This is a genomic window from Geodermatophilus sp. SYSU D00079 (assembly GCF_054050635.1).
This window is the reverse complement of the sequence record NZ_JBJGZS010000011.1, coordinates 33965-55978: the sequence shown is the minus strand read 5'-3', so window position 1 is coordinate 55978 and position 22014 is coordinate 33965. Positions and strand designations below refer to the sequence as shown.

Here is a 22014-nt window from a genome sequence, read left to right as displayed (position 1 = left end):
TCCTGTCAGCCGGTGGGAGCCGTCTCGGCGGACCGCGACCGGTCCTGGCGCCGGCGGGTGGCCTGGGTGCCCAGGTGCAGCAGCACGCCGACGGCCAGCAGGATGCCGGCGCGCAGCCAGGTGCCGGCCTCCTGCTGCCAGAGCAGGAGCAGGCACGAGCCGATGGCGAGCACCGGCACCACCACCGGGGCGCGGAAGTGCGGCGCGTCGACCCGGTCGCGGCGCAGCACCAGCACCGCGGTGTTCGTGCTGAGGAAGACCAGCAGGAGCAGCAGGACGACGGTGTTGGCCAGCGCGGCCAGCGTGCCGGTCGCGGTCAGCACCATCGCGACCGCCGTCGTGACCACGATCGCCACCCACGGCGTGCGCCGGTGCGGCAGCACGCGGCCCAGGCCGCGCGGCAGCAGGCCCTGGTCGGCCATGCCGAACGCCATCCGGCTGGCCATGATCATCGTGAGCAGCGCCCCGTTGGCCACCGCCACCAGCGCGATCGCGCTGAACAGCTGGTCGGGGATGCCCGCGTCGGCGGCGCGCACCACCTCCAGCAGCGGGCCGCTGGAGCCGGCCAGCTCCTCCGGCGGCAGCACCGCGGTCGCCGCGAGGCCGACCAGCACGTACACGACGCCGGCGGTCAGCAGCGCGCCGAACAGCGCCCGCGGGTAGACCCGGCGCACGTCGCGCACCTCCTCGGCGATGTTCGCCGAGGTCTCGAAGCCGACGAAGGAGTAGTAGGCCAGCAGCGCCGCGGCCAGCACGGCGGACGCGGCGGACACCCCGGGCGGGAACTCCACGACCCGGCCGGGATCGCCGTCCCCCCGACCCAGGACGACGGCCCCGAGGACGACGACCAGCACCAGGCCCGAGGTCTCCACGAGCGTCATGACCATGTTGGCGCGCAGCGACTCCTGGATGCCGCGGGCGTTGAGCAGCGCCACCAGCACGAGGAACGCCAGCGCGGCCGGGGTGGCCGGCACGTCGAGGAAGACGCCGAGGTAGTCGCCGGCGAAGGCCAGGGCGAGCCCGGCGGCGCTGGTCACCCCGGCGGCGAGCATGCAGAAGCCGACGAGGAACGCCACGACCGGACGCCCGAACGCCCGCTCGGCGAACACCGCCGAGCCGCCGGCCCGCGGGTACTTGGTGACCAGCTCGGCGTAGGAGGCCGCGGTCAGCAGCGCCAGCACGAGCGCCACGGCCAGGGGGACCCACACCGCCCCGCCCACCTCGGCGGCCACCTCGCCCACCAGCGCGTACACGCCGGCGCCGAGGACGTCGCCGAGGATGAACAGGTACAGCAGCCGGCCGCTGACGGCGCGGCGCAGCTTCGTGGTGGGTTCGGCCTGGTCGGTCACCGGTCGAGTCTGGGCAGCCCCGCGGGCCCCGGCAAGCCGGCGCGGTGGCCCCCTGCACGGGGGCGGACACGCCGGGCCCCGGGGCGTGTCCCGGGGTGACCGACGCGCTGACCAGGGGCTTCCACGCTCGGCACGGCACGGCTTGTCGACAAGGTCCCGCCGCGGGGGAGGGGTGACCGGCCGGCCCGGGGAGCCCTCACAACGGTTCGGTCACGCGCCCTCCAGGACGTGTCCGGGAACGCCGTCCGGGAGGGCCGCCGTCCCTACCTTTCCCCTTGTCCGCGGCACCTTCCCCGCCGCGGCGACACCTGCAGGAGGACGGCATGGCGATGGACCGGGCACCGGTGCTCCGCTCGTCGCGCGTGTCCGACGACCTCAGCCTGAGCGGCCTGCTCGACGTGCTCGAGCGGGCCGACGACCTGCCGCTGCGCGGCCGGCCCCGGCCGACCCGGGCCGCGGTGCTGCGGCCCGGGCAGGCACGCACCGCCCGCGGCGTCCGTCCGCTCCCGCCCGCCCGTCCCGTGCCGGTCCCGCGGCCACGTCCGGCCGTGGCGCCGGCGCCGGTCGCCCCGCCGGAGCCGGCGGTCGTGGCCGAGCCGCGCCCGGGCCTGGGCGCCCGGCTGCGCGCGGTCCCCCGCGGCCTGGGTGCCCGGCTGCGCACGCTGACCCGTCGCCTGGCGCTCTGGGGCGCCGGGCCCGGTGGCGCCCACCTCGCCTGGGGGCGCCCCGTCGCCCCGGCCCCGCGTGCCGACGGCCCGGTGCTCCTCACCGAGCTGCCCAGCACGCCCACGATCCGGCCCGCGGCGCCTTCCCCCGCCGCGGCGCTGCTCCCGGCCCGGACTCCCCGGCCGGTCGCCCTCCCCCGCGTCCCGGTGGTCCCCCCGCTCGCCCGGCAGGTGCCGGCACCGCGGCCCACCCCCTCCCCGGGAACCGCGCCGGCGGGGCACCGCCCTCGGAGCGCACGGGCCTCCGGCCTGGCCCGGGCGCGCGGTGACCCGCGGCCCCCACCGGCCCGGGGACAGCCACCCGGCTGACCCCAGCGCGACCACGGCCCTGCCGCGGACGCCGTCCTCCGCACCGCCTGCCGGCCGCCGGCCGCCGGTTCCCGCCCCTCGCCCGGGAACCGCACCCCGTCGCCCCGGCACCGGTCCTCCGTACTCCTGGCCGACCCCGCACCGCCCGGTCGTCCCCTCCGACGCAGCGCCTGCGCCGGCCCCGCCGTCCCGCACCACCGGTCCCCGCCTCGACCCCCCGCCGACTGCGCTCCGACGCAGTGCGCGGACCCTCCAGGGAGGCGCGGACCGCTGGTCGGCCGGCCGCCGGCACCAGGTCCCGCCGGACCGGGACGCCCCGTCCCGCCGCACCCGCGCCCCCGGGTCCGCCGGCACCGACGGAGGCGCTGCGGGGGACCGAGCCGCCGGCCCGCCGCCGGCGACCGGGAGTCGACGGAGCGACCGGTCCGACCGGCCCGGGACCGGGCCGGCAGGCACCGCGACGCTGGACGCCCGCGAGCGCAGGACGTGCCCTCGTGCCGGCGGACGACGCATCCGCCCTCCCCGCCGAGACGGCGGGCGCCCCTCCCGGACCGGGGCGCCCGCCGTCTCGTCGTACCCGGGGCGTATCCATCCGGTCACCGGCTCGTTCCCCACGGTGGAGGGCACTGCTCCCCGGAGCGGTCCTCCGTCCCGGTCCCGCCTCCCCTGACCCCGGGGGCGGGACCTGCCGATGCGGTGACGGTTGCGACACAGGAGTTGGCGGGAGCGCCGTCGCCATGAGAGAAAGGGGAGCCGGCCCGTGCGTCCGGAGAGCCCCCAGGTGGTGCCGACGAGGCCGTGTCCCGTCGGTTCCCCTCTCGTCCGGCCCAGGAATGCGAGAGAGTCGACCGTGAGCCCGGACCGGCCGCGCCTGGGCGACGGCCGCCCCCCCACCGAGCTCGCGGCCGCGCGCCTGCGGCAGGAGCTCGCGATCGAGGCAGCCGGCATCGGCAGCTTCGACTGGGACCTGGTCACCGGGCGGCTGGTGTGGGACGACCGCCTGCTGGCGATCTTCGGTTACACCCGGGACGGCTTCGACGGCAGCATCGACGCGTTCGCCGCGCGGCTGCACCCCGACGACGCCGCGCGGACGCTCGAGTCGCTGCAGCACGCGATCGAGACCTGCGGCGACTACGAGGCGGAGTTCCGGGTCGTCCTGCCCACCGGGGAGACCCGCTGGGTGCAGGGTCGCGGCCGGGCCCTGACCGACGAGCGGGGCGCCGCGGTCCGGCTGCTCGGTGCCGGCTACGACACCACCAACCACCGGCAGGCCGACGCCCGGGTGGCCCGGGTGCTGGAGGCGATGAACGCCGCCTTCTTCGCCCTCGACCGCGAGTGGCGGTTCACCTACGTCAACGCCGAGGCCGAGCGGGTGCTCGGCCGCCCCCGCGAGGAGCTGCTCGGCGGCGACATCTGGGAGCTCTACCCGGCTGCCGTCGACAGCGACTTCGAGGTGAACTACCGCGGCGCGGCGGCGACCGGCGAGGAGCGGGTCTTCGAGGCCCACTACCCTGCCCCCCTCGACGCCTGGTACGAGGTGCGGGCCTGGCCGGGCCCCGACGGGCTCTCGGTCTACTTCCTCGACGTCACCGAGCGGCGGGCGGCGCAGGCGCGGGCCCGGGACAGCGCCGCGCGCCTGGCCGTGATCGCCGAGGTGAGCGCCATGACCGGCGGCACGCTCACCGCCGGGGAGGGCGAGGAGGCCGCCCTGCAGCGGCTGGCCGAGGCGGTCGTGCCGGTGCTGGGGGACTGGGTGATCGTCAGCCTCTCCGGTGAGGACGGCCGCATGCGCGACGTCGCGACCTGGCACCGGGACCCGGCCGAGCGCGCCACCGTGGCCCGCTACGCCGACCTGAGGCTGGCGTCGATCCGGCCGGACGCGCCCGTCCTGCGGGCCCTGGCCAGTGGCCGGACGCTGACCGTGGACGACGTCGGCGCGGCGGTGGGCCACACCCTCCCCCCGGGCGAGGTCAGCGACGTGTTCTGGCGGCTGGCGCCGCGGTCGGCGGTCACCCTGCCGCTGTCGGCCCGCGGCCGGACCCTCGGCGCGCTGAGCATCTACCGCTCGGCCGACCGGCCGGGAGCCGACGCCGACGACGTGGCCGCCGCCCAGGAGGTCGCCTCCCGGGTGGCCCTGGCGATCGACAGCGCCCGCCTGTACCAGCAGCAGCGCGGGCTGGCCGAGGGGCTGCAGCGCAGCCTGCTCACCGATCCGCCGGCGCCGGACTCCGCCGAGATCGTGGTCCGGTACCGGCCCGCGGTGGAGGCCGCCGAGGTGGGCGGCGACTGGTACGACGCCTTCCTGCAGCCCGGCGGGGCGGCGGTGCTGGTCATCGGCGACGTCGTGGGCCACGACACCGCGGCCGCGGCGGCCATGGGGCAGCTGCGCGGGCTGCTGCGCGGCATCGCCTACCGCCAGGGGATCGGACCCGCCCAGGTGCTCAGCGACCTCGACGCCGCCGTCCAGGGGCTGGGCATGCCCACGATGGCGACCGCTGCCGTCGCCCGCGTCGAGCAGACCCCGGAGCAGCGCGCGGCCGGCCTGACCAGCCTGCGCTGGTCCAACGCCGGGCACCCGCCGCCGCTGCTGCTGCACGACGACGGGCGGGTGGAGGAGCTCGTGGCCGGCCGCCCGGAGCTCATGCTCGGCGTGGACCCGTCCGCACGGCGCACCGAGAGCGTGGTGACCTTCCGGCGGGGCGCGACCGTGCTGCTGTACACCGACGGCCTCGTCGAGGGCCGGGACCTGCCGCTGGACGACGGCATCGCCCGCCTGCGGACGGCGCTGGAGGAGCTGGGTGCCCTGCCGCTGGAGGAGTTCTGCGACGCCGTCATCGAGCGTCTGCGCCCCTCGGGGCTGCAGGACGACATCGCCCTCGTGGCGATCCGCCTGCACCCCCAGGACTAGCGGGGACCCCGGCGCGGCACCCGGTCGCGGGCGCCCGCGGTGTCACGGCGCGAGGACGGCCCAGACGTGCTTGGCGCCGGCGGCGGTGTACCAGCCGTGCGACGTGGCCAGCTCGGCGATCAGGTAGAGGCCCAGCCCGCCCTCGCTCGGGTCGCGGCCCACCGCGGGGGACGGGGGCGTGCTGACGGCGGTGTCGGAGACCTCGATCAGCCAGCAGTCGCCGGTCGTGCGCACCGCGGCCCGCACCTGGCCACCACCGTGCCGGAGCGCGTTGGAGGCCATCTCGTCCAGTGCCAGGACCAGCCGGTCGCGGAGGTCGGCCAGCCCGGGGTCTCTGAGGTGCCGGCGCAGGTCGGCGCGCACGCCGGGGAGCTCCGCGACGGCGGCGAGTTCCCAGGTCAGCGCCTCGCGGGCGGGCGGGGGGGTCGCGGACGGCCACACCGGCCCGGCCGTCTCCCGTGTCACGCCGTCGGTCCCCTCACGTGCTCGACATCGCCCGGAGGGCGTAGCGGTGCCCGTCCCGCTGGCGGGCCGAACACCTGCGTATGCGCCCGGTGGAGTGCCGTTAAACCTGGCTGTTACCGGTGTCACACGGCGGCCATCTCGGCCAGCTTCCGGACCGTGTTCCAGTTCCGCCCCGTGCCCTCGACGCCGAGCAGGGCGTCCCACCGCCAGGCACCCAGCGGGGTGGCGCTGACGCCGTCGGGCAACCACAGGAACAGCTCCCGGCCGACCACGCGGTACGCGCCGACGTCGGCCGGGGGCAGCGCCGCGACCCGCTCGGGGTCCGGGGCCCGCGGGAGGAAGGTCACGAGGTACCGGGCCGGGTCGGTCGCGACGTCGCCCAGCGGATCGGCGGCCACGAGGGCGGCCACCTCCGCCCCGGTGCGGACGACGACGGGCACCGGGGCGCCGAAGCGCTCGCGCACGGCCGCCGCGACGTCGTCCACCAGCTCGGCCTCGCCGAGGGAGCTGTCCAGGACGACGTTGCCGCTGCGCAGGTGGGTGCGGACGTCCCGGTGGCCGCGGGCGGTGAGGGCCTCGCGGAGGTCGGCCATCCCGATCTGCCGGGCGCGGCCGACGTTGATGCCGCGCAGCAGGACGACGTAGCGGGTGCCCACGTCCGGGACCGTAGCGGCGCGGGACGCCCGGGCCGGTCACCCGAGCAGCGGGTCCCACGTGCCGAGCGCCACGCTGGTGACGACCGCCGCGACGCAGACCGCGGCCGCGGCGGCGACGAACCAGCCGTCGCTGCGCCGCAGCACCGACCCGCGGGCGTTGGTGCGCCGCACGCCGGAGTCGAAACCCCGGGCGTCCATGGCGGTGGCCAGCCGGGTGCCGCGGCGCAGCGCGGCCACCAGCAGAGCGAAGGCGGTGCCGGCGAACAGCCGGGCCGCGGCGACCGGGTTCGCGCCGGCGGCCACGCCGCGGGCGCGGCGGGCCGAGCGGATGGTCTCCCACTCCGCGGCCAGCAGCGGCACCAGCCGCAGCGCGGCCAGCGCGCCGTAGGCGAACCGGGTGGACACCCGCCAGTGCACGGTGAGCGCGTCGGCCAGCCGCACCGGGTCGGTCGAGGCCACGAGCAGCACCCCGGGCAGCGCCAGCGCCACCACCCGCAGCCCCCAGGTGGCGCCGCTGAGCCACGCGGCCGCGCCGTCCAGCGCCCCAAAGGCGACGTTGACCCACGCCACGCCGGCCGCGCTCAGCAGCAGCGGCCAGGTGCGCCGCAGCACCTCGCGGGGACGGGTGAGCCCGGCGGCGGGCAGCAGCGCGAGCTCCGCGGCGAGCAGGACCGCCGGGGTCACCAGGTCGCCGCTGACCAGCAGCACCGCCGTCACCAGGGCGATGGCGGAGAGCTGGGCCACCGGGTTGACCGCCGACAGCGGGACGGGACGGGCCGGGCCGAGCGCGAGCGGGGCGGTCACGGCACGGCCACCGGTGCGCCGAGGGGGAGGACGTCGTCGGCCAGCGCGGCGACGACCGCGGCGTCGTGGGTGACCAGGCACAGCGCCCGCTCGCCGTCCTGCTGCTCGGCGAGCAGCGCGACCAGCCCGGCCCAGGTGTCGCGGTCCTGCCCGAAGGTCGGCTCGTCGAGGACCAGCACCCGCGGGCGGGTGGCCAGCGCCGTGGCGACCGACAGCCGCCGCTGCTGGCCGCCGGAGAGGGTGAACGGGTTGGCCTCGGCCAGCGGGGCCAGGCCGAGCCGCTCGAGCAACTCCTCGGCGGTGGCGTGGGCCTGCGCGGCGCCGGCCCCGGACCGCAGCGGCCCCAGCGACAGCTCGTCGCGGACCCGGCCGGTGAGGAACTGGTGCTCCGGGTGCTGGAACACCGTCCCGATCCGTTCCACCAGCTCCGCCGCCGGCCAGCGCGACGGCGGCCGGCCGGGACGGCGCAGGCCCGCGGTGAGCGCCGGCGCGGCGGTGACCTGCCCGGTGGTGGGCGCGCGCAACCCGGCCAGCAGCAGCGCCAGCGTGGACTTGCCGGTGCCGTTGGGGCCGGTCACCGCCAGCGTCCGGCCGGCGCGGAGGACGGCGTCGGTCGGCGGCAGCGCGGGGACGGCGGACCCGCGGTGGGTGTACCCGGCGGCGGCGGCGGTGAGCAGCGGCTCGCCGGGCGGGTGCGGGCAGCGGTCGGGGAAGCGCAGCGGCGCCGGCGTCCACCCGGCCCCGTGCTCGACGGCGCCACCGCTCGGGAGCAGCTCCACGACCCGGTCGACCAGCGGCAGCCAGCCCTCGATGTCGTGGTCGACGACGACCAGCGTGGCGCCGCGGCCGGCGACGGCCCGGGTGACCGCGCCGCGGACCAGTTCGGCGCCGGCGGGGTCCAGCTGGGCGGTCGGCTCGTCCAGCAGCAGCAGCCCCGGCCGCGGGGCGAGGGCACCGGCCAGCACCAGCCGCTGCTTCTGCCCGCCGGACAGCGCCCCGGTCGGCCGGTCGCGGCCGAGGTCGAAGCCGACCGCGTCCAGCGCCGCGTCGACGGCCGGCCAGATCACCGCGGGCGGCGCGCCGGCGTTCTCCAGCCCGAAGGCGACGTCGTCCCCGGCGCGGGTCATGACCAGCTGCGCGTCGGGGTCCTGGAAGACCATGCCGACCCGCTGCCGCCTCCGGTCCGGCGGGACGCCGTCGACGGTGAGCACGCCGACGGCGTCGCCGCTCTCGGGGTCCAGCAGCCCGCCCAGGGCGCGCAGCAGCGTGGACTTGCCCGACCCCGAGGCGCCGGTGAGCAGCACTCGCTCACCCGGCTCGATCCGCAGGTCGACGTCGCGCACGGCCCACGCGCGGCGGGTGGCGTGCCGGAACCCCCACCCGGCCAGCGCGACGGCGGCCGGGCCGGTGCCGTTCAGTGCCGGGTGCGGCCGGAGGCGAACGACGACAGCGCGCCGCTGGCCGCCAGCGCCCGGGTCAGCAGCACGCTGCCCACGCCGGCGACGACCGCGGTGCCGGCCACGACGAGGCCGACGTAGGTCGTCTTCCAGCCCGCGGTCCAGTCGGGGTAGTAGTAGAAGAGGTCGAGGACGGCGGCCATCGCCCCGGCCAGCACCGCCGACAGCAGCGCGGGCACCCAGCCGAACCAGCGGTACCGGAACGCGGCGAACCCGGCCTCACCGGCCAGGCCCTGCAGGATGCCGTAGACGATCGTCGTCGTCCCCCAGGCGGAGCCGAGCAGCGCGGAGACCACCGCCGCGACCAGCTCGGCGAACAGACCGGCGCCGGGCTTGCGGACCACCAGCGGCGCGAGCACCGCCGGCACCAGCCAGACGCCGTACATGAAGGCCTGCCCGGGCGGGAAGGCGGCGAACGCCGTCCCGGTGCCGGCCCACAGCAGGCCCCAGGCCCAGAAGACGACGCCGAAGGCGACGCCGAGGACGGCGGTGACGACGATGTCGACGGTGCGCCAGCGGCCGGGGCGGCCCCGGGTGGGCGCAGCCGACGACGGACGGACGGCCTGCTCGGCCATGTTCTTCCTCCAGACTCCCTGCGCCGGCATGACCCGGATCAGGTTCGAGGGTCTGCGGGATCCCGCACTCTCAGCGCCGAGGCGCTCCCCTGCTGTGTGTTCGGTTGTGCCGCCCAGCCTAGACCGCTGCGCCGGTGCCGCCGTCCGGCCGCTCCCCCGCCGGCTCCGGCGCGGCCCCCACGACGGCGAGATCCCGCGATCTCGCACGCCCCGGGGCTCCGGGACGTGCGAGATCGCGGGATCTCGCCAGAGGGGGAGGGGCCGCCTCAGCCGAGGACGAAGCCCAGGAGCAGGTGCCCGTTGAGGCCGATGATCAGCGCGGCCACGACCGCGCCGGCGATCGTGGTGACCGGCCGGTTCACCCAGTTGCCCATGACCGAGCGGCGGGAGGTCAGCCACAGCAGCGGGACGAGGGCGAAGGGGATGCCGAAGGAGAGCACGACCTGCGACCAGACCAGCGCGGTCGTCGGGTCCCCGCCCAGCACGAGCACCGCCAGCGCCGGGGCCAGGGTGATCAGCCGGCGGGCCAGCACCGGGATGTGGCGGCGCAGGAACCCCGCCATGACCACCTGCCCGGCGTGGGTGCCGACCGAGGAGGAGGCGAACCCCGACGCCAGCAGCGCGACGGCGAAGGCCAGCGCCGCCCCGGTGCCCAGCTGGTCGCCGAGCCCGGCGTGCACGCTCTCCAGCGACTCGATGCCGTCGTCGGCGGTGAACAGCTGCGCGGCGATGACCAGCATCGCGGCGTTGACCAGCCCGGCCAGGCCCATGGCCACCAGGACGTCGATCCGCTGGGCCTTGAGCAGCCGGCGCCGGCCGCTCTCGGTGCGCCCGGCGGTGACGACGTCGCCGTAGCGGCCCGGGGTGAGCGCGGAGTGCACGTAGATGACGTGCGGCATGACCGTGGCGCCCAGGATGCCGGTGGCCAGCAGCAGGCTCTCCGACCCGGAGAACGACGGCACCATGCCCGAGGCGACCCCGCCGGCGTCGACGCCGGAGCTGACCAGCGTGTAACCGAAGCCCAGGCCGATGACCAGCAGCAGCCCGGCGATGACCCGCTCGAAGGGCCGGTGCCCGCGGGACTGCGCGGCCAGCAGCACGAACGCGACCACGGCGGTGATGACCCCGCCGATCGGCAGCGGCACCCCGAACAGCAGGTTCAGCGCCACCGCGCCGCCGACGATCTCGGCCAGGTCGGTGGCGATGGCCACCGCCTCGGCCTGCACCCACAGCCCCTTGGTGACCGGGCGGGGCAGGTTCTCCCGGCACAGGGTGGCCAGGTCGCGCCCGGTCGCCAGCCCGAGCTTGGCGGTCAGCGACTGGATGAGCATCGCCATGAGGTTCGCCGCGACGATGACCCACAGCAGCGTGTAGCCGAAGGAGGCGCCGCCGGAGAAGTTGGTCGCGAAGTTGCCCGGGTCCACGTAGGCCACCGCGGCCACGAACGCCGGCCCCAGCAGGGGCCAGATCCGGCGGCGGCTGCCCGGTGCCGGCCTCCGTTCGGGCGAGCCGACCAGGGTGGTCGGGAGGACTGCGGCCTCGGTCTTCGACAGGTACACGGCGGCCTCGCAGCGGTGCGACGGTGGATGGGCACTCCTCGCTGTGCCCGCGCCCGCTGACACGCCGGGGCCAACGTGTGGCCCCCGGGGGCCGAGGTGAGGCTGTCCTACGCGGTGCCGTGGTCCCGCCGCTCCGCCGCGGCGACGAGCGCCCCGATCCGGCGGGCGTGCGCGCCGTGCCAGTAGACCCGGTCGCACGCCGGGCAGCGGGAGAACGCGTCGTAGCTGCGGCGGGTGCCCGGCGGCAGGCGGTCGGCGACCGCCGCCTTGGCCACCGGCGCCAGCGGCGCGCCGCAGGCGGTGCAGCGGGTCAGCGGGGCCAGCAGGGGGGCGAACCGGTCGAGGACGTCGGCCAGCTGGTCGTCGGGCCGGCTGCCGCGCACCAGCGCGCCCCGGACCAGGGCCTGGCGCATGAGCAGCCCGCGGTCCTGGGTGAGCAGGGCGCGCTCCTCGGCGTTCGCGCGCTCGACCAGCTCCGGGTCGTCGGCGTCGTTGGACCAGGCCGCGTCGACCCCGAGCAGCCGCAGCCGCCGGGCCAGCGCCCCCAGCCCGACGTCGAGGAGGAAGCCGCCCGGCGGTGCGGGCTGGGGCCGGGGCAGGGGGACGACGTCGACCACGCCGTCCCGGTGCACGCGGGCCTCCGGGCCGGCGGGGACGCCGTCCAGCCGCACCCCGCCCACCTCCGTCGGCGGGACGCCGGCGGCCCGCAGCACGTGCCCGAGCGTGGCGTCGGGGTCGAAGGCCAGCCGCCGCTCGCGGGACGGGCGGTCCCGCGGGCGGAGGAGGAAGGCCAGCTCCGGCGGCACCCGGACGACGACGGCCACGACTCACGCGACGACGCGGAGGGTCTCCATCGACGGGTCCGCGGCGTCCGGGACCAGCATCCCCGCCTGCACGCCGCTGGTCAGGTAGTCGACGGCCTCCTGGGTGATCCGCTCGCCGGGCGCCAGCACCGGCACGCCCGGCGGGTAGGGGCTGACCAGCTCGGCGGCCACCCGCCCGACCGCCTGGGCCGCGGGCACCTGTTCCACGCGGGCGAAGAACGCCTCCCGGGGCGTCATGACCTGCTCCAGCTCGAGGCCCTGCGGCGAGGGGAGGTCCACCCGCGGCGGGCGCTCCATCGACGCGGCACCCTCCACCAGGGCCCGCATCGCGTCCAGCAGCGCCTTCTCCGTCTCGTCGTCGTCGGCGTGGGTGATGCGGACGTTGATCCGCAGGGTGTCCGCCGACCCGACGTCCACGTGGCAGGCGGCGCGCAGCCAGTCACCGGCCTGGAAGCCGGTGATGCCCAGACCCCGGACGTCGACGGTGATCGCCAGCGGGTCGACGTCGAAGGCGCCGCCGGTGCCGATCACCTCCCGGCCCATGACCGCCAGGCCGGGCAGCGCGGCCAGCTCCGCCCGGATCCGCCCGGCCCGCTCGATCGCCGTCCCCAGCAGCTGCTCGCCCTGCTCGACCATGTGCCGCCGCCACCCGTCGAGGGTGAGGTAGACCAGCGACGAGGAGCTCGTGGTGCCCAGCAGGTCCTCCCGCTGCTCGAGCACCTCCGGGTCCACGCGCGAGCCCTTGAGGTGGAACACCGAGCTCTGCTCGATCGCCGCACCCATCTTGTGCACGCTGGTGACGACGACGTCGGCGCCGGCGTCCATGCCCCAGGCCGGCAGGTCGGGGTGGAACGGGAGGTGCGCGCCCCACGCCTCGTCGACGATCAGCGGGAGGTCCCGCTCGTGGCAGGCCTCCGCGACGCCGGCGATGTCGGCGCAGGTGCCCCAGTCGGTCGGGGTGATCAGCAGCATGCCCTTCGCGCCGGGGTGGGCCGCCAGGGCGCGGCGGACGTCCTCGGGCTCCGGCGGGTGGGCCAGGTGCCGGTCGGCGTCGAGGTGCGGGTGCACCCAGACCGGGCGGATGCCGCTGATGATCAGGCCCGCGACCACGGACTTGTGCGCGTTGCGGCTGACCAGCAGCTCCTCACCGGGACCGGCGACGGAGATCATGGCGCTCTTCACCGACAGCGAGCTGCCGCAGGTGGAGAAGAAGGCCCTGTCGGCGTCGACGGCGTCGGCCATGAGGTCCTCGGCCTGGCTGGTGACGCCCTGGGACTCCCGGCGGTCGTCCAGACCGTTGAGCGAGAGGACGTCGGAGGCGAACACGCCCTCGCCGACGACCTCGACCACCCGCGGGTCCGCGCCGCGGCCCTGCTTGTGACCGGGCGGGCCGAAGACGACGTCGCCTCGGCGGCGGAACTCCTGGAGGGCCTCGAGGACGGGCACGCGTGAGTGGTCCATGGGCCCACCCCTACCCGGACGGGCCGGACAGATACTTGAACAATCAACCAAACAGGGGCAGACTGACGCGCAGTCGTCCAAGGGAGCACCGTCATGCCGGTCCAGCGCCTCAACCACGCCGTCCTCTACGTCCGCGACGTCGCCCGCAGCCACGCCTTCTACCGGGACGTGCTCGGTTTCCGGGCGAAGATGGAGATCCCCGGTGCGGCGGTCTTCCTGCAGGCGGAGGGGTCGTCGAACGACCACGACCTCGGGCTGTTCCAGATCGGCGCGGGCGCCGGGGCCTCCGAGGCCGGCCGGCGCACCGTCGGGCTCTACCACCTGGCCTGGGAGGTCGACACCCTCGCCGAGCTGGCCCGCATCCGCGACGCGCTGCTGCAGGCCGGCGCGCTGGTCGGCATGTCCGACCACGTGACCACCAAGGCGCTCTACGCGCACGACCCCGACGGGCTGGAGTTCGAGGTCTCCTGGCTGCTGCCGGCCGAGGCCATCACCCCCGAGCTGATGGAGGGGGCGGCGACGACCTCGCCGCTGGACCTCGACCGCGAGATCGCCCGCTACGGCGCCCACACGCGCGGCGGCGTCGGGGTCTCGGTCCCCGCCTGACGGGAGGTCCCTGCCCCCACCGCCCGCACGCCCGCGGCGGGATCCCGCAGGGGGCCGGGTGTCAGGATCTCCCCCCGTGGAACCGGTCGAGCTGAGCGCCGGCGCGCTGCGCCTGCGGTCCTGGCGTGCCGACGACGCCGACGACGTCCTGGCCGCGATGCAGGACGCGCTGCTGCGCCGGTGGAACGCCGTCCCCGCCACCACCCGCGAGGACGCCGTGGCGTTCCTGCTCCGGCGGGCCGACTGGTCCGCCGGTGACCACGCCGCGTGGGCCGTGGTCGACGCCGGCGCCGGCACCCTGCTCGGGTCGGTGTCGCTGCACTCGATCGACCGGGCGCAGGCCGGCGCCTCGGTCGGGTACTGGACGGTGCCCGCCGCCCGCGGTCGCGGGGTGGCCCCGCGGGCGGTGGACGCCGCCTGCCGCTGGGCGTTCGCCGACCTGGGCGTCGACCGGGTGGAGCTGTGCCACGCCGTGGCCAACCCGGCCTCGGGGCGGGTCGCGGAGAAGGCCGGGTTCACGGTCGAGGGCCGGCTGCGCCGCTCCTACCGCTACGGCGACGGCGTCAAGTACGACGAGCTGCTGTGGGGGCGGCTCTCCGACGACCCGGCCCCCGACCTGGGCTGACCGTCCGGTCCCGCACCGACCCGCCGCGGACGGTCGACGCGACGTCGGCGCGCCCGCTGCCGATGAGTCCGGGGCCGCGGCGGGGTCGTACTGGTGAGCGCACTCCGGCCGACCCGGGACAGCACCGGTCGACCGTCGGGACCCGGCCCGTCCCTCCCCGCCACCCGCCCTCCGCGGAGGAGTACGACCATGACCACCACCGCCCGCACCGCGCAGGCACCGGACCGCACCCTCGCCCTGGTCACCCGCGACGTCGTCCTGCTCGTCGCCCGGGTCGGCCTCGGCGTCCTGATGCTGGCGCACGCGAAGCTCGAGTACGACTTCGGCGGCAGCCTGGCCGGGGTCGGGGCGATGTTCGAGCAGGCCGGCGTCCCCCTGGGCTCCCTCACCGGCCCGGCCAACGTGCTCTTCGAGCTGGTCGGCGGGATCGCGGTGATCGTCGGGGCCGCGGTCCCGCTCGTCGGGGTGCTGATGGCGCTGAACATGGTGGGCGCCTGGGTGTTCGTGCACACCAGCGGGCTGTTCGCCATGGACCACAACGGCCCCGAGCTGGTCATCGCCCTCGGCCTGCTGAGCCTCGTCCTCGCCGTGACCGGCTCCGGCCGGTTCGGGGTGGACCACCTCGTCCTCCGTCGCCTCCGTCGGCCGCGCGCCGCCCGCTGACGCACGCGGCGAGCGGTCGGGCTTGACGGGACGGCCGCTGACATCTGAGATGTCAGTTGTGTCCCTCGCTCCCGTCGGCCGGGTCCTGCTGCGGGACCTCGCCCTGACCCGCATCCGGGCGGCGATCGTCTCCGGCGACCTCGAGCCCGGCGCGGTGGTCAAGGACGCCGAGCTGGCCACGCGACTGGGCCTGTCGGTCGCCCCCGTGCGGGCGGCGCTGGCCCGCCTCGCCGACGAGGGCCTGGTCGAGGCCAAGCCGCAGAGCCACACCCGGGTCACCCCGCTGCGGGTGCGGGAGGTGCGCGACGCCGCGGTCGTCGTCCGGGCGATGCACGAGCTGGCCGCCCGGGAGGCGGTGCCGCTCACCACCGCGGAGGACCTCGCCGCCATGCGGGCGGCCAACGAGCGGTTCGCCGCCGCGCTCGCCGCGGGGGACGCCGACGCCGCCCTCGCCGCGGACGACGACCTGCACGACGTCCTGCTCGCCCGCTGCGGGAACGGTGCGCTCACCGCCACCGTCGCCCGCCTCACCCCCGCCGTCCGCCGGCTGGAGCGCCGGCGCTTCGCCACCGCGCACGGCCGGGAGTCCGTCGGCCTGCACGACCGCCTGATCGCCGCCTGCGCGGCGGCCGACGTCGACGCCGCCGTCGCCACGACGACCGAGATCTGGACGGCGCTGCTGTCCGAACTGGAGGAGACCGATGACCAGCCTCGCTGACCACCCCCGCCACCCGCTGCTCTTCGGCCCCTCGCCGGTGCACCGGCTGGACCGGCTGACCGGGCACCTCGGCGGCGCCGCGATCTGGGCCAAGCGGGAGGACGTGAACTCCGGCATCGCCTTCGGCGGCAACAAGACCCGCAAGCTGGAGTACCTCGTCGCCGACGCGCTGGCGCAGGGCTGCGACACGCTGGTCTCCATCGGCGGCGTCCAGAGCAACCACACCCGGCAGGTGGCCGCGGTCGCCGCGCGGGTGGGCCTGAGGTGCGTGCTCGTCCAGGAGAGCTGGGTCGACTGGCCCGACGCGGTCTACGACAAGGTCGGCAACATCCTGATCAGCCGGCTGGCCGGGGCCGACGTCCGGCTGGTCAAGGCCGGGTTCGGCATCGGGTTCAAGGAGAGCTGGGAGGCCGCGCTCGCCGAGATCGAGGCGCGCGGCGGCAAGCCCTATGCCATCCCGGCCGGGGCGTCGGACCACCCGCTGGGCGGGCTCGGCTTCGCCGGCTGGGCGGAGGAGGTCGCCGCCCAGGAGGCCGAGCTCGGCGTCTTCTTCGACACCGTCGTCGTCTGCTCGGTCACCGGCTCGACGCAGGCCGGCATGGTCGCGGGGTTCGCGAAGCTGGAGGAGGACGGCGCCCGGCCGCGGCGGGTGCTCGGCGTCGACGCCAGCGCCAAGCCGGCCGAGACCCGCGACCAGGTGCTGCGCATCGCCCAGCGCACCGGGCAGCTGATCGGCCTGCGCCGCGAGCTGACCCTGGACGACGTCGAGCTCGACGAGCGCTACCACGCCGGGGTCTACGGCATCCCCGACGAGACGACGATCCGCGCGATGGAGCTGGCCGCGCGCACCGAGGGCATGGTCACCGACCCGGTCTACGAGGGGAAGTCGATGGCCGCGCTGGTCGACCTCGTCGGTCGGCGCGAGATCGACCCGTCGTCCACCGTGCTCTACGCCCACCTCGGCGGGCAGCCCGCGCTCAACGGCTACAGCGCGCTGTTCTCCTGACACCGGAGGCCGAGGGGCGAGGGGTCCTCGCCCCTCGGCCTCCACTCACGCGCCGAGCAGGTCGGCCGCCGAGCCGTCGAGGGCGTCGAGCGCGTCGCGGATGCGGCGCTCCTCGAACGAGAAGTGCGACTCCAGGATCGCGGCGAGACCGTCGAGCTCCCCGGTCAGCCGCGGGCCGTCGCCGCCGGCGGCCAGCTCGCCGGCGATCTGCTCCACGCGCAGCACGATGCCGGAGATCATCGCGTGGTCCTCGGCCATCTTCGCCAGCACCGGCCGCAGCTCGGGGAACCGCTCGGCCAGGGCGGGGAAGGCGCCGGCGTCCTCGCCGGTGTGGTGTCGGGTGAGGGCCGCGCAGAACGCGAGGCAGTGCACCGTCAGCGGACGCCGGGCGTCCGGCGCGGCGCGGGGGTCCGGCGCGGCGCGGGGGTCCGCCGCGGCCTGCAGGCGCCGCAGCTGCGCGCGCAGGTCGTCGTGGACGCGGGTCAGTTCCGCCCCGAGCGCGGCGGCGCGGGAACGGTCGGGGGCGTGCTCGGAGGAGGTCGTCGGCATGGGGTCCTGTCCAGGAGAGGGGTCTCCCGGCGGCGGTCGCCGCCGGGGGCGGGGACAGGACGGCAGGCGGGCCGCGGGCCCGCCCGGCGCTCAGCCGTCTGCCGGGACCCCGATCCGTGCGCGGCGCGAGGCCGACCCGGCAGTCACGGGCGGCAGGGTAGCGACGGCCCGCCCGGCGCGGCAACGCCCCGGGCGCACGGAGCCGCTCACAGCGGGACGGCGAGCTCCTGGCGGTCCAGCGCCTCGCTCAGGTCGGCCCGCCACGGGGCGAGGCCGGCGCCGGCCAGGACGACGTCCCGGACGAACGCGTGCCACACCGGCGCCCGCCGCACCATGCTGTGCCCCCCGGCGATGGTGAACCGCGCGATGCGGGCGCCGGCCTGCGACGCCCGGACGGCGAAGTCGGCCGAGAGCGCGGCGGGCACCCAGCGGTCGCCCCGGCCGTGCAGCACCGCCACCGTGCGGTCGCGCAGGTGCTCCACCGGCTCCCCGGGCGGGGTCCACGGGGCCAGCGCGCAGACGGCGCGCACGGAGTCGTCCCCGCCGGCGCGCAGCACCGCCCGGCCGCCCATCGAGTGGCCCACCAGCACCACGGGGACGTCGCCGTGGCGCCCCCTGACCTCGTCCAGCGTCCACCGCAGGTCGGCGTAGGCGTCGGCCGCCGGGCCGTTCCACCCGGCCACCCGGTACCGCAGGAGGTAGGTGCCCAGCCCGCGGTCGGCGCCCGCGGCGCGGACGAACTGCTCGATCGCCCGCATGCGCAGCAGGGACAGCGCCCGCTCGCGCGGCGGCTCCACGCTGGCGACCGTGCCGCCGTGGCAGAAGACCGCCAGCGCCCGCACCGGGCCGGACGCCGGGACGTGCTCCAGGGCCGGGACGTCGCCCGCGGTCACCGGCGACGGCGCCCGCCGCGCAGGGCGGCGCGGGCCCGGTCGCCGAGGTCCCCGGTGCGGAGCAGGCCCCGGGTCAGCGCCGTCGGCCCGGTCCGGCGCTCCAGCGACCGGCCGATCCGGCGGAGCAGGCCGGTGGCGAGCGGGACGACGACGGTGAGCACCAGCCACGTGCGGAGACGGCGGGTCAGGAACAGCCACATGCCCCCAGACTGCCCCGGACGGTGCCCGCTCAGTCGGGGTCGGGGGCCAGCCGGACCACCATCTTCCCGGTGTTGCCCCCGCGCAGGAGGTCGAGGAAGGCCGGCACCGCGTTCTCGATGCCCTGGTACTCGGTCTCCCGGACGACGAGGTCACCGGCGCGCAGCCAGCCAGCGACCGTGTCGGTGAACTCCTCCCGCAGGTCGGTGTGGTCCCCGACGAGGAAGCCGCGCAGGGTGAGCCGCCTGCCCACCATCAGCGACATGTTCCGGGGGCCGGGCGGCGGCTCCACCGCGTTGTAGCCGGAGATCGACCCGCACAGCGCGGCCCGCCCGTGCACCCGCAGCGCGCCGATCGCCGCCTCCAGGTGCTCACCCCCGACGTTGTCGAAGAAGACGTCGACGCCGTCGGGCGCGGCGGCGCGCAGCAGCTCCGCGACGGGCCCCTCGTGGTAGTCGAAGGCGGCGCTGAACCCCAGCTCGCCGGTGAGCCAGGCGACCTTCTCCGGGCTGCCGGCGCTGCCCACGACCGACCCCGCGCCGCGCAGCCGGGCGAACTGCCCGACCAGGCTGCCGACGGCCCCGGCCGCGCCCGACACGAACACGTCGTCGCCCGCGCGGAACCCGGCCACCCGGAACAGCCCGGTGTACGCGGTGAGCCCCGGCATCCCGAGGACGCCGAGGAACCACGACGGTGGGACGTCGGTGAGCGAGGGCAGCCGGCTCACCGCGGCGGCGTCGAGGACGGCGACCTCGCGCCAGGCGGCGTCGGTGAGCACCAGCGCCCCCTCGGGCAGGTCGGGCGCGCGCGAGGCGACCACCCGGCCCACGGCGCCGCCCTTCATCACCTCGCCGACCTCCCACGGCGGGGCGTAGGACGGCCCCGGCCGCATCCGCCCGCGCATGTAGGGGTCCACCGACATCGCGACCACCCGGACGACGACCTGCCCCTCGGCCGGCTCGGGCACCGGCACCTCGACCAGCCGGAAGTCCTCCGGCGTCGGCTCACCGTGCGGCCGGGCCGCCAGGTGCCACTCCCGGGTCGTCGTGCTCACGGGCCCTCCTGCGCTGTCGTCGTCCTCCGCCCGATCCTGCTCCCGCGGCCGCCTCCCCGCCGATCGGTGGTGCACGACCGGCCCCCGGTCGACGGGCCTGCTGTCCTCCCCGGCCAGGGCCCGGCGTCTGCCCCCGCTGCATCCCCTCCTCCCCGTCGAGATCACCGCATCTCGTACGGTTCCGGGACCGTGGACATGCGAGATCACGGGATCTCGACGGGAGGGGGTGGCGTGCCCGACGGCGTGCCCGACCCCGTGACCGACGTGGTGGACCTGTTCGCGCAGCTGCGGCGGGAGCCGGACGTCGAGGCGCCGGACCTGGTCGCCGTCGACGCGACCGACCGGCTGCTGCTCGACGAGGCGGCCCCGGCGCTCGCCGCGGCCGGCCCCGGTGACCTCGCCGTCGTCGACGACAGCTACGGCGCGCTCACCCTGGGCGCGGTGGCCGCTGGTGCCCGCGACGTCCGGGTCGCCCAGGACCTGCTGGTCGGCGAGCTGGCGCTGGCCCGCAACGCCGAGCGAACCGGCCTGACCGGCGCCCACCGCAGCCTGCCGCTCGGGCCGGAGCTGTTCACCGGCGCCCGGGTGGTCCTGGTCAAGGCGCCCCGGTCGCTGGACGCGCTGCGGGAGATCGCCGAGCTCGCGGCCGGGGCCGATCCGGGGGTCACCGTCCTCGTCGGCGGCCGGGTCAAGCACATGACCCGCGCGATGAACGACGTCCTGCGGGCCTCCTTCACCGACGTGTCGGCCACGCTGGCCCGGCAGAAGTCCCGGGTGCTGGTGGCGCGCGGGCCGCGGGACGGCGTCCGGCCGTCCTTCCCGCGCCGCCAGGTGCACGCCGACCTCGGCCTCACCGTCTGCGCGCACGGGGCGGCGTTCGCCGGCACGCGGGTCGACGTCGGGACGCGGGCGCTGCTGGCCACGCTGGACCGCGCCGCCCCGGACGCCGGGACCGCCCTGGACCTCGGCTGCGGCACCGGGGTGCTCGCCACCGCCCTGGCCCTGGCCCGCCCCGGGATCGCCGTCACCGCCAGCGACCAGTCCGCGGCCGCGGTCGCCTCCGCGCGCGCCACGGCGGAGGCCAACGGCGTGGCCGACCGCGTGCGGGTGACCCGGGACGACGCGGCCGCCACCGTCGCCGGGGCGAGCGTCGACCTGGTCGTGTGCAACCCGCCGTTCCACGTGGGCGCGGCCGTCGTGACCGCCGCCGCCGACCGGCTGTTCGCCGCGGCCGGCCGGGTGCTGCGCCCGGGCGGGGAGTTGTGGACGGTCTACAACAACCAGCTGCCGCACCGGGCGGCGCTGCGCCGGCTGGTCGGGCCCACGCGGGTCGCGGCGTCCGACCGCCGCTTCACCGTCACCGTCTCCACCCGGCGCTGAAGCAGGGCCACAGGGCACTGGCCGGGCCCCGCGGTGCGGGCCACGGTGCGGGGGCATGACGACGACCGAGACCCCGCCCGCGGGCACCGCCGCCGCGCTCGCCGAGCGCCTCCTCGCCGGGGTGGCCGCCACCCTCGACCTCGCCGCCGTCCACCTGGGCGTCGAGCTGGGCTGGTACCGCGCGCTGAGCGACGCCCCGGCCACGGTCCCCGAGCTCGCCGAGCGCACCGGCACCGCGCCCCGCTACGCCCGGGAGTGGCTCGAGCACCAAGCGGTGGCCGGCATCCTCACCGTGGACGACGCCGCGGCCGAGCCCGACCGGCGCCGGTACACGTTCCCCGCCGAGTACCGCGGCGTGCTGGTCGACGAGCTGGACCTCTCCTACACGCCCCCGTTCGCCCGCCTGGCGTTGGCGGCGTCGCGCAACGTGCCCCGCCTGCTCGAGGTGTACCGCACCGGAGGGGGGCTGAGCTGGGCGGAGATGGGCCCCGACGCCCGGGAGGCGCAGGGGGACGCCAACCGCCCGTACTTCCTCGGGCCGATGGCGACCGAGGACCTCCCGCGGGTGCCCGGCGTCGACGCCGCGCTCCAGGCCGGGGGCCGGGTGGCCGACGTCGGCTGCGGCATGGGCTGGTCGGCGATCGGGATCGCACGGGCGTACCCGCGGGCCCGGGTGGACGGCTTCGACATCGACGAGCCCTCCGTCGCGCAGGCCCGGCGCAACGCCGAGCAGGCGGGGGTGGCCGACCGCGTGCGGTTCACCGCCGGGGACGCCGCGAGCGCGGGGGAGCAGGGCGGCTACGACCTGGTGACGGCGTTCGAGTGCGTCCACGACATGCCCGACCCCGTCGCCGTCCTCGGCGCCATGCGGCGCATGGCCGGGCCCGACGGCACCGTGCTCGTCGTCGACGAGCGGGTGGCCGAGCGGTTCACCGCGCCCGGCGACGAGACCGAGCGGCTGATGTACGGCTACAGCCTGACCTGCTGCCTGCCCGACGGGCTCGCCACGCGGCCGTCGGCGGGCACCGGCACGGTCATGCGGCCGGCCACGCTGGAGCGGTACGCCCGGGAGGCGGGCTTCGCGGGGATCGACGTCCTGCCGATCGACAACGACTTCTTCCGCTTCTACCGGCTGGTCGGGGAAGCCCCGCCACATTCCGGAACGACGAAGTCCATGAACATCGAAGGAGTTCCGCTGTAGTCGCTCCACCGACGTGCCGATCGAGGAGC

General features: G+C 76.9%; 22 protein-coding genes and 1 riboswitch. Of the genes, 9 read left to right on the top strand and 13 right to left on the bottom strand.

Annotated features, from left to right (window positions below; translation table 11 throughout):
* Window positions 1-5: 5 nt before the first annotated feature.
* Complete coding sequence (locus ACI79E_RS11300) at window positions 6-1349, bottom strand: APC family permease (protein ID WP_456932635.1); 1344 nt, start codon at window positions 1347-1349, stop codon at window positions 6-8.
* Window positions 1350-1672: 323 nt separating this feature from the next.
* Here ACI79E_RS11300 and ACI79E_RS11295 point away from each other — a divergent pair, with 323 nt between their 5' ends.
* Window positions 1673-2383 carry a hypothetical protein gene (locus ACI79E_RS11295; protein WP_456932634.1) on the top strand — a complete coding sequence of 237 codons (711 nt, stop codon included), beginning with the start codon at window positions 1673-1675 and terminating at the stop codon, window positions 2381-2383.
* 850 nt (window positions 2384-3233) lie between these two features.
* The gene (locus tag ACI79E_RS11290; protein ID WP_456932633.1) at window positions 3234-5291 is read left to right on the top strand and encodes a SpoIIE family protein phosphatase; all 2058 of its coding nucleotides are present in this window, start codon (window positions 3234-3236) and stop codon (window positions 5289-5291) included.
* A gap of 42 nt (window positions 5292-5333) precedes the next feature.
* Here ACI79E_RS11290 and ACI79E_RS11285 read toward each other — a convergent pair whose 3' ends face one another.
* The 8 genes from ACI79E_RS11285 to ACI79E_RS11250 form a co-directional block, all read right to left on the bottom strand.
* Complete coding sequence (locus ACI79E_RS11285; RefSeq protein ID WP_456932632.1) at window positions 5334-5756, bottom strand: ATP-binding protein; 423 nt, start codon at window positions 5754-5756, stop codon at window positions 5334-5336.
* Window positions 5757-5878: 122 nt separating this feature from the next.
* The gene (locus ACI79E_RS11280) at window positions 5879-6412 is read right to left on the bottom strand and encodes a DUF1697 domain-containing protein (RefSeq protein ID WP_456932631.1); all 534 of its coding nucleotides are present in this window, start codon (window positions 6410-6412) and stop codon (window positions 5879-5881) included.
* A 36-nt stretch (window positions 6413-6448) separates the two neighbouring features.
* A complete protein-coding gene (locus ACI79E_RS11275) occupies window positions 6449-7216 on the bottom strand; it encodes an energy-coupling factor transporter transmembrane component T (RefSeq protein ID WP_456932630.1) in 768 nt (255 codons plus the stop codon).
* The gene (locus ACI79E_RS11270) at window positions 7213-8559 is read right to left on the bottom strand and encodes an ABC transporter ATP-binding protein (RefSeq protein WP_456932629.1); all 1347 of its coding nucleotides are present in this window, start codon (window positions 8557-8559) and stop codon (window positions 7213-7215) included. The genes ACI79E_RS11275 and ACI79E_RS11270 overlap by 4 nt, the downstream gene beginning before the upstream one ends.
* Before the next feature lie 71 nt (window positions 8560-8630).
* Window positions 8631-9278 carry an ECF transporter S component gene (locus tag ACI79E_RS11265; protein ID WP_456932628.1) on the bottom strand — a complete coding sequence of 216 codons (648 nt, stop codon included), beginning with the start codon at window positions 9276-9278 and terminating at the stop codon, window positions 8631-8633.
* Window positions 9246-9349: riboswitch (TPP riboswitch) on the bottom strand. Its footprint overlaps the gene before it by 33 nt.
* 165 nt (window positions 9350-9514) lie before the next feature.
* Window positions 9515-10807, bottom strand: coding sequence for an Nramp family divalent metal transporter (locus tag ACI79E_RS11260; protein ID WP_456932627.1), 1293 nt, complete (start codon window positions 10805-10807; stop codon window positions 9515-9517).
* 107 nt (window positions 10808-10914) lie between these two features.
* Complete coding sequence (locus tag ACI79E_RS11255; RefSeq protein ID WP_456932626.1) at window positions 10915-11631, bottom strand: Mut7-C RNAse domain-containing protein; 717 nt, start codon at window positions 11629-11631, stop codon at window positions 10915-10917.
* 3 nt (window positions 11632-11634) lie between these two features.
* Window positions 11635-13092: an aminotransferase class I/II-fold pyridoxal phosphate-dependent enzyme gene (locus tag ACI79E_RS11250; protein WP_456932625.1), complete on the bottom strand. Its 1458-nt coding sequence runs from the start codon at window positions 13090-13092 to the stop codon at window positions 11635-11637.
* 93 nt (window positions 13093-13185) lie between these two features.
* On the opposite strand from ACI79E_RS11250, the gene ACI79E_RS11245 reads away from it, so the two are divergent.
* The 5 genes from ACI79E_RS11245 to ACI79E_RS11225 all read left to right on the top strand — a co-directional run bounded on the left by ACI79E_RS11245 (window position 13186) and on the right by ACI79E_RS11225 (window position 16710).
* Window positions 13186-13698: a VOC family protein gene (locus ACI79E_RS11245; protein ID WP_456932624.1), complete on the top strand. Its 513-nt coding sequence runs from the start codon at window positions 13186-13188 to the stop codon at window positions 13696-13698.
* A gap of 76 nt (window positions 13699-13774) precedes the next feature.
* Complete coding sequence (locus tag ACI79E_RS11240; RefSeq protein WP_456932623.1) at window positions 13775-14323, top strand: GNAT family N-acetyltransferase; 549 nt, start codon at window positions 13775-13777, stop codon at window positions 14321-14323.
* 189 nt (window positions 14324-14512) lie between these two features.
* The gene (locus tag ACI79E_RS11235; RefSeq protein ID WP_456932622.1) at window positions 14513-14986 is read left to right on the top strand and encodes a DoxX family protein; all 474 of its coding nucleotides are present in this window, start codon (window positions 14513-14515) and stop codon (window positions 14984-14986) included.
* Between the two features lie 58 nt (window positions 14987-15044).
* Complete coding sequence (locus ACI79E_RS11230) at window positions 15045-15704, top strand: GntR family transcriptional regulator (protein WP_456932621.1); 660 nt, start codon at window positions 15045-15047, stop codon at window positions 15702-15704.
* Window positions 15688-16710 carry a 1-aminocyclopropane-1-carboxylate deaminase gene (locus ACI79E_RS11225; protein ID WP_456932620.1) on the top strand — a complete coding sequence of 341 codons (1023 nt, stop codon included), beginning with the start codon at window positions 15688-15690 and terminating at the stop codon, window positions 16708-16710. Before ACI79E_RS11230 ends, ACI79E_RS11225 begins: the two co-directional genes overlap by 17 nt.
* 45 nt (window positions 16711-16755) lie before the next feature.
* Here the strand turns inward: ACI79E_RS11225 and ACI79E_RS11220 are convergent, their stop codons facing one another.
* The 4 genes from ACI79E_RS11220 to ACI79E_RS11205 form a co-directional block, all read right to left on the bottom strand.
* Window positions 16756-17259, bottom strand: a complete 504-nt coding sequence (locus ACI79E_RS11220; RefSeq protein ID WP_456932619.1) for a hemerythrin domain-containing protein — start codon at window positions 17257-17259, stop codon at window positions 16756-16758.
* Between the two features lie 206 nt (window positions 17260-17465).
* Window positions 17466-18152, bottom strand: coding sequence for an alpha/beta fold hydrolase (locus tag ACI79E_RS11215; protein WP_456932618.1), 687 nt, complete (start codon window positions 18150-18152; stop codon window positions 17466-17468).
* On the bottom strand, window positions 18149-18352 hold the full coding sequence (locus ACI79E_RS11210) for a hypothetical protein (protein ID WP_456932617.1): 204 nt from the start codon (window positions 18350-18352) through the stop codon (window positions 18149-18151). The genes ACI79E_RS11215 and ACI79E_RS11210 overlap by 4 nt, the downstream gene beginning before the upstream one ends.
* 29 nt (window positions 18353-18381) lie before the next feature.
* Window positions 18382-19404, bottom strand: coding sequence for an NADP-dependent oxidoreductase (locus tag ACI79E_RS11205; RefSeq protein ID WP_456932616.1), 1023 nt, complete (start codon window positions 19402-19404; stop codon window positions 18382-18384).
* A gap of 231 nt (window positions 19405-19635) precedes the next feature.
* Between ACI79E_RS11205 and ACI79E_RS11200 the strand changes: the two genes are divergently transcribed.
* Complete coding sequence (locus ACI79E_RS11200) at window positions 19636-20784, top strand: class I SAM-dependent methyltransferase (protein WP_456932615.1); 1149 nt, start codon at window positions 19636-19638, stop codon at window positions 20782-20784.
* A gap of 55 nt (window positions 20785-20839) precedes the next feature.
* On the top strand, window positions 20840-21985 hold the full coding sequence (locus ACI79E_RS11195) for a class I SAM-dependent methyltransferase (protein WP_456932614.1): 1146 nt from the start codon (window positions 20840-20842) through the stop codon (window positions 21983-21985).
* The last annotated feature ends 29 nt before the right edge of the window (window positions 21986-22014 follow it).

Coding starts and splice junctions, on each gene's coding strand:
- ACI79E_RS11295 (WP_456932634.1), top strand. CDS start 1,673: ATGGCGATGGACCGGGCACCGGTGCTCCGCTCGTCGCGCGTGTCCGAC.
- ACI79E_RS11265 (WP_456932628.1), bottom strand. CDS start 9,278: ATGCCGGCGCAGGGAGTCTGGAGGAAGAACATGGCCGAGCAGGCCGTC.
- ACI79E_RS11250 (WP_456932625.1), bottom strand. CDS start 13,092: ATGGACCACTCACGCGTGCCCGTCCTCGAGGCCCTCCAGGAGTTCCGC.
- ACI79E_RS11245 (WP_456932624.1), top strand. CDS start 13,186: ATGCCGGTCCAGCGCCTCAACCACGCCGTCCTCTACGTCCGCGACGTC.
- ACI79E_RS11235 (WP_456932622.1), top strand. CDS start 14,513: ATGACCACCACCGCCCGCACCGCGCAGGCACCGGACCGCACCCTCGCC.
- ACI79E_RS11225 (WP_456932620.1), top strand. CDS start 15,688: ATGACCAGCCTCGCTGACCACCCCCGCCACCCGCTGCTCTTCGGCCCC.
- ACI79E_RS11220 (WP_456932619.1), bottom strand. CDS start 17,259: ATGCCGACGACCTCCTCCGAGCACGCCCCCGACCGTTCCCGCGCCGCC.
- ACI79E_RS11210 (WP_456932617.1), bottom strand. CDS start 18,352: ATGTGGCTGTTCCTGACCCGCCGTCTCCGCACGTGGCTGGTGCTCACC.
- ACI79E_RS11195 (WP_456932614.1), top strand. CDS start 20,840: ATGACGACGACCGAGACCCCGCCCGCGGGCACCGCCGCCGCGCTCGCC.